Below are 5,285 nucleotides of genomic sequence, written 5' to 3'. Positions count from 1 at the left end.
GGTCGAGATCCTGGCGGCGATCTCGCACGACCTGCAGACGCCGATCACGCGCATGCGGCTGCGCACCGACCTGATGGACGACGGCCCCGACCGCGACAAGATGCGCCAGGACCTGGATGCGATGAACCTGCTGGTGCGCGAGGGCGTCACCTACGCGCGCACGCTGCACGGTGCAACCGAGCCGCCGTGCCGCATCGATGCCGACGCGCTGTTCGAGAGCCTGCTCGCCGACTACGAGGACGCCGGCGAGGCGGTGCAGCTGGAAGGCCGCGTCAGCGCGCCGATCGTGTCGCGGCCGAATGCGCTGCGCCGCATCCTGATGAACCTGATCGACAACGCGCTGTCGTTCGGCAGCGAGGTGGCTCTGCGGGTGCAGACCGACGGCACGCGGCTGACGCTGTCGGTGCTCGACAACGGGCCGGGCATTCCGGGCGACCAGCTGGAGGCGGTGCTGAAGCCGTTCTACCGCCTCGAGGGCTCGCGCAACCGCGGCACCGGCGGCACCGGGCTGGGCCTGGCGATCGCGCACCAGCTGGCGATCGCAATGGGCGCGCAGCTGAGCCTGCACAACCGCAGCGCCGGCGGGCTCGAGGCCCGGCTGGTGCTGCCGCTGGACTGATCCACGGGACCGACCGCCATGCTGCCCACCCTCGTCATCGCCTGGCTCGGCGGCGTGCTGACCATCCTGAGCCCGTGCATCCTGCCGGTGCTGCCCTTCGTCTTCGCGCGGGCCGACCGGCCGTTCCGCTCGCACGGCCTGCCGATGCTGGCCGGCATGGCGGCGAGCTTCGCGGTGATCGCATCGCTGGCCGCGGTGGGCGGCGGCTGGGTCGTGACGCTGAACGAGGCCGGGCGCTGGGCGGCGATCGCGCTGCTGGCGGTGTTCGGGCTGACGCTGCTGTGGCCGGGGCTGGCGGATCGGCTGAGCCGGCCGCTGGTCGCACTCGGCGTGCGCTGGTCGGCCGCTGGAGAAGGATCCGCGTTCTCGCCGGTGCTGCTGGGCATCGGCACCGGGCTGCTGTGGGCGCCGTGTGCCGGGCCGATCCTCGGGCTGATCCTGACCGGCGCCGCGCTGAACGGCGCGAGCGTCGGCACCTCGCTGCTGCTGCTCGCCTACGCGGCCGGCGCGTGCACCTCGCTGGCGGCGGCGCTGCTGTCAGGCGGGCGCCTGTTGGCGCTGATGAAGCGCTCGCTGCACGCCGGCGAATGGCTGCGGCGCGCGGCCGGCGTCGCGGTGCTGGCGGGTGTCGGCGCGATCGCGACCGGGCTCGACACCGGCGTGCTCAGCCGGCTGACGCCGGCGGGGACGACGGGGTGGGAGCAGGCGTTGGTGGAGAAGGTGCAGCGGGCGGTGCGCTGAGCCGGGCGCGCATGGATGCGCTTCAGCCACGCCATCAGCTTCGGCCGGTTCGCATCCAGCCCCGCGCGCTGTGCCGCGGCCTCGACCGGAAAGCTCATCTGGATTCGCGGTGGTGCACCTCGCGATCCACCATCAATGCCGAGCGCTCTTCGAAGCTCAGGTTCGTGCTGGCGGCACTCGAGAGCTGCTCCTCGACGGCCGAGGCCATGCCGGCGAGCTTCCACCAGCGCGTCGGTGATGCGCGCCTCCAGCTTCAACCCGACAAGGGAGTGCGACACGCTGTAGCGGTGCCCTTCGACTTCGAGGTGGCAGTCAACTCCATCGCTTCGCGCCAATGCCACCTCCATTTGCGCCAACCGTTCCCCAGTTGAGGGAAATGTCACACGAGGTGTGCGCAGCAGCAGTGAAGATGATGTCGTGAACAAAACATTCAAAACAGAAAAAAGAATGAACGTTCTTCTGCCGCCGGTTCTGCGCTCCATCGCATTCGTTGTCCATGACGGATGCAACACGATCAGCGTCGCCGGGCCGGCGAACGTAGCCGAGTACATCGAAGACCTCGCCACTGTCGACTAGTTGGCCAGGGCGGGGATCGACTGCGCGCAAGGGTACGCATTGGGAAAGCCCGTGCCGTTGGGAAGCACTCCCAGCTCGCACCTCAACAGTCCGGTTTGGGAGAACCTGCATGAACCACAGCTGCTCACAGGCAAAGCCTGGCAAGCAAAGCCACATGGCCTCTACACCACAGACGGTTGGGCTATGCCGGGCGGGCGCGAAGTACATGGCGGCAGTGGTCGTGCAGTGCTTCGCCCTTCCGGCGTGGTCATTGCCAGGGTCGGCGCAGGTGAGCACCGGCCAAGCCAGCGTGAGCCAGAGCGGCGCGACGACGACAGTGAAGCAGACGAGCTCGTTCGCAACGATCAACTGGTCTTCGTTCGACGTGGGCGCGTCGGAGACAGTGAACTTCATGCAGCCCAACGCGGCCTCCATGACGCTCAACCGCGTGCTGGGCAGCGACCCGAGCCAGGTCTTCGGGCGCATCAACGCCAATGGCCAAGTGTGGCTTCTCAACCCCAACGGCATTCTGTTTGGCAAAACCTCTCAGGTGAACGTGGGCGGGCTTGTTGCGTCGACGCTGAGCCTGAGCGACAGTGAGTTTCAGGCCGGTCGCTACACGCTGTCTGGCGGAACGGGAGCGGTGACGAACCAAGGGAAACTGAGCGGCCGCTATGTCGCGCTGCTGGGTGCCCGGGTGAGCAACGAAGGGGCCATCGCGACCCCGGGCGGCATGAGTGCGCTGGCCGCTGGCGCCAAGGTCACGCTCAACTTCAGCGACAACACGCTTTACGGGCTGCAGGTCGATGAGGCCGCGCTGCAAGCGCAGGTCCGCAACGCCGGCGCGATCGTGGCCGATGGCGGCAGCGTGCTGTTGACGGCCGACGCCAAGGACGCATTGGTGAGCACGGTGGTCAACAACGAAGGCGTGATCCAGGCACGCAGAATCGAGAATCGAGGCGGCGTGATCCGGCTGCTGGGCGGCGAGCAGGGCGGTACCGTGCAAGTGGGCGGCAGTCTCGACGCCTCTGCCCTCGGCGCGGGCGATGGCGGCCTGGTCGAGACATCGGGCGCGCATGTGAAGGTGAGCGACGAGGCACGCATCAGCACCGCCGCGGCGCAGGGCAAGACGGGCAGTTGGTTGATCGACCCGGTCGACTTCACGGTTGCTGCAAGCGGAGGCGACATCACGGGCGCTGCGCTGTCGAGCAGCCTGTCAACGAACAACGTCACCCTGCAGAGCACCAGCGGAAGCAGTGGCACCTCAGGCAACCTGAACGTGAACGACGCCGTGAGCTGGAGCGCCAACACCACGCTCAGGCTCAACGCGCAGAACAACATCAACGTCAACGCCGACATCACCGCCTCCGCAGCCGCGGGAAAGGTGGCGCTGGAGTACGGGCAGGGATCRACCACAGGGAGCGGCAGCAGCTACACCTTTGGCAACGGCGCCAAGATCAATCTGCAGGCAGGCAACAACTTCAGCACCAGACAAGGCAGCACCGGCGCCACCCTGGGCTACACCGTGATCACTGACCTGGGCGCGGCAGGCAGCACCAGTGGCACCGATTTGCAGGGCATCGGCGGCAACCTCGGCCGGCGCTATGTGCTTGGGGCCGACATCGATGCCGCGCCCACCAGCGCCTGGAACAGCGGTGCGGGGTTTGCGCCTATCGGAACGGGGAATGTCAGTTGCACCCCCAACTGCTTCTACGGCACTTTCGACGGCTTGGGCCACACCATCACGAACCTCAACATGGTCAGCGCGACCCGGTTCTCCGGCCTGTTCGGATCCACCTCGTCGGTCAGCGTCATCCGCAATGTGGGCCTGGTGGGCGGCACGGTCCAGAGCTCCAGCAACGATACGGGTGCGCTGGTGGGATGGAACGACGGCATCATCAGCAACAGCTACGCCAGCACGACCGTGATCGGAGGCGCCGATACCGGGGGGCTGGTGGGGGGCACCAGCGGTGGCTCCAAAATTGACCACAGCTACTCGACAGGCGTTGTCGTTGGATCGGTTTTCACCGGTGGGCTGGCGGGGTACAACCAGGGTGTCATCAGCAACAGCTATGCCACCGGTGCCGTAACCGGCGCCCAGTCTTCCGGTGGACTCGTTGGCTACATGCTCCATATCGGCGTCATCAGCAGCAGTTACTCAAGCGCCACAGTCAACGGCATCGGCGACACCAACGGCGGTCTGGTCGGGTTGTGGAGCGGCATCGGCGGACGCATCAGCGACAGCTATGCCACTGGTGCCGTCACCGGCACCACCAAGACGGGCGGGCTGGTGGGGAACATGAGCAACCAACAAGGTGTCATCAGCAACAGCTATGCCGCCGGGCAGGTGACCGGTACCGCCGGCAGCGTGGGCGGATTGGTGGGGAGCGATACGACAGGAACAATCAGCGGCACTAAAGCAACAATCAGCGGCAGCTTTTGGGACACCACGACGACCGGGCAGGCCACCAGCGCGGGCGGCGGCACCGGCATGACCACGGCCCAGATGCAGCAGCAGGCCAACTTCAGTTCAGCCACGGCCGCCAACGGCAACGTCAACCCGAACTGGGATCTCAACAACGTCTGGCGGCTTTATGAAGGGAACAGCCGTCCCCTGCTTAAATCATTGATGAAGCCGGTCACGGTCACCGTCGGCAATGCCAGCAAGACCTACGACAAGGTGGCCTGGAATGGGGGAACCGGCATCAATTGCTCCAACGTGTCCTGCGGCAGCTTGTCGGGGAGCATCAGTTTCGGTGGAACCGCCCAGGGAGCGGTCAATGCCGGCAGCTACACGGTGACGGGGTCCGGCCTCTATTCCAACCAGCAGGGCTATGACATCACCGTTGCCAATGGCGTGCTGACGGTGAATCCCGCCAGCCTGACGGTCACCGGCGTGAGTGCGGGCAACAAGGTGTATGACGCCACCACCGGCGCAACCCTGAACGGCACGGCCAGCGTCACGGCCATCGTCGGCGACACGGTGAGTGTGGCCGGCAGCGGCAGCGGCAACTTTGCCGACAAGATTGTGGGCAACGGCAAGGCTGTGACTGTCACCGGCTATACCCTGAGCGGCGCCGATGCCGGAAACTATGTCATCGTGCAGCCCACCGGGCTGAGCGCGAACATCACGCCGGCGAGCCTCACGGTGAGCGGCGTGGCCGCCACCAGCAAGGTCTACGACGCGACGACGGCGGCGGCCCTCAGCGGCAGCGCCACCGTGACCGCCCTGCCCGGCGACACCGTCAGCATGGCGGGCACGGGCAGCGGCAGCTTCGCCAACAAGAACGTGGGCAACGGCAAGGCGGTGACCGTCACCGGCTACCTGCTGAGCGGGGCCGACGCCGGCAACTACGTGCTCGTGCAGCCC

The 5,285-nt window shown here is 66.8% G+C and carries 3 protein-coding genes and 1 pseudogene; all 4 read left to right on the top strand.

The features are described from left to right. Positions 1-619 (top strand): sensor histidine kinase (locus AC1D01_RS19625; RefSeq protein WP_477869210.1); only part of this gene is annotated, 619 nt, incomplete at its 5' end. Positions 620-640: 21 nt separating this feature from the next. Continuing rightward, positions 641-1,342 (top strand): annotated as a pseudogene (locus tag AC1D01_RS19620) (cytochrome c biogenesis CcdA family protein); the annotation flags it as partial. A gap of 435 nt (positions 1,343-1,777) precedes the next feature. Continuing rightward, a complete protein-coding gene (locus tag AC1D01_RS19615) occupies positions 1,778-1,936 on the top strand; it encodes a hypothetical protein (RefSeq protein WP_477869208.1) in 159 nt (52 codons plus the stop codon). Positions 1,937-2,045: 109 nt separating this feature from the next. Further along, on the top strand, positions 2,046-5,285 hold a 3,240-nt coding region (locus AC1D01_RS19610), incomplete at its 3' end, for a YDG domain-containing protein (RefSeq protein WP_477869206.1).

It is taken from the genome of Rhizobacter sp. P3_B12, assembly GCF_056402895.1.
This window is presented reverse-complemented; position numbering and strand designations above follow the sequence as displayed.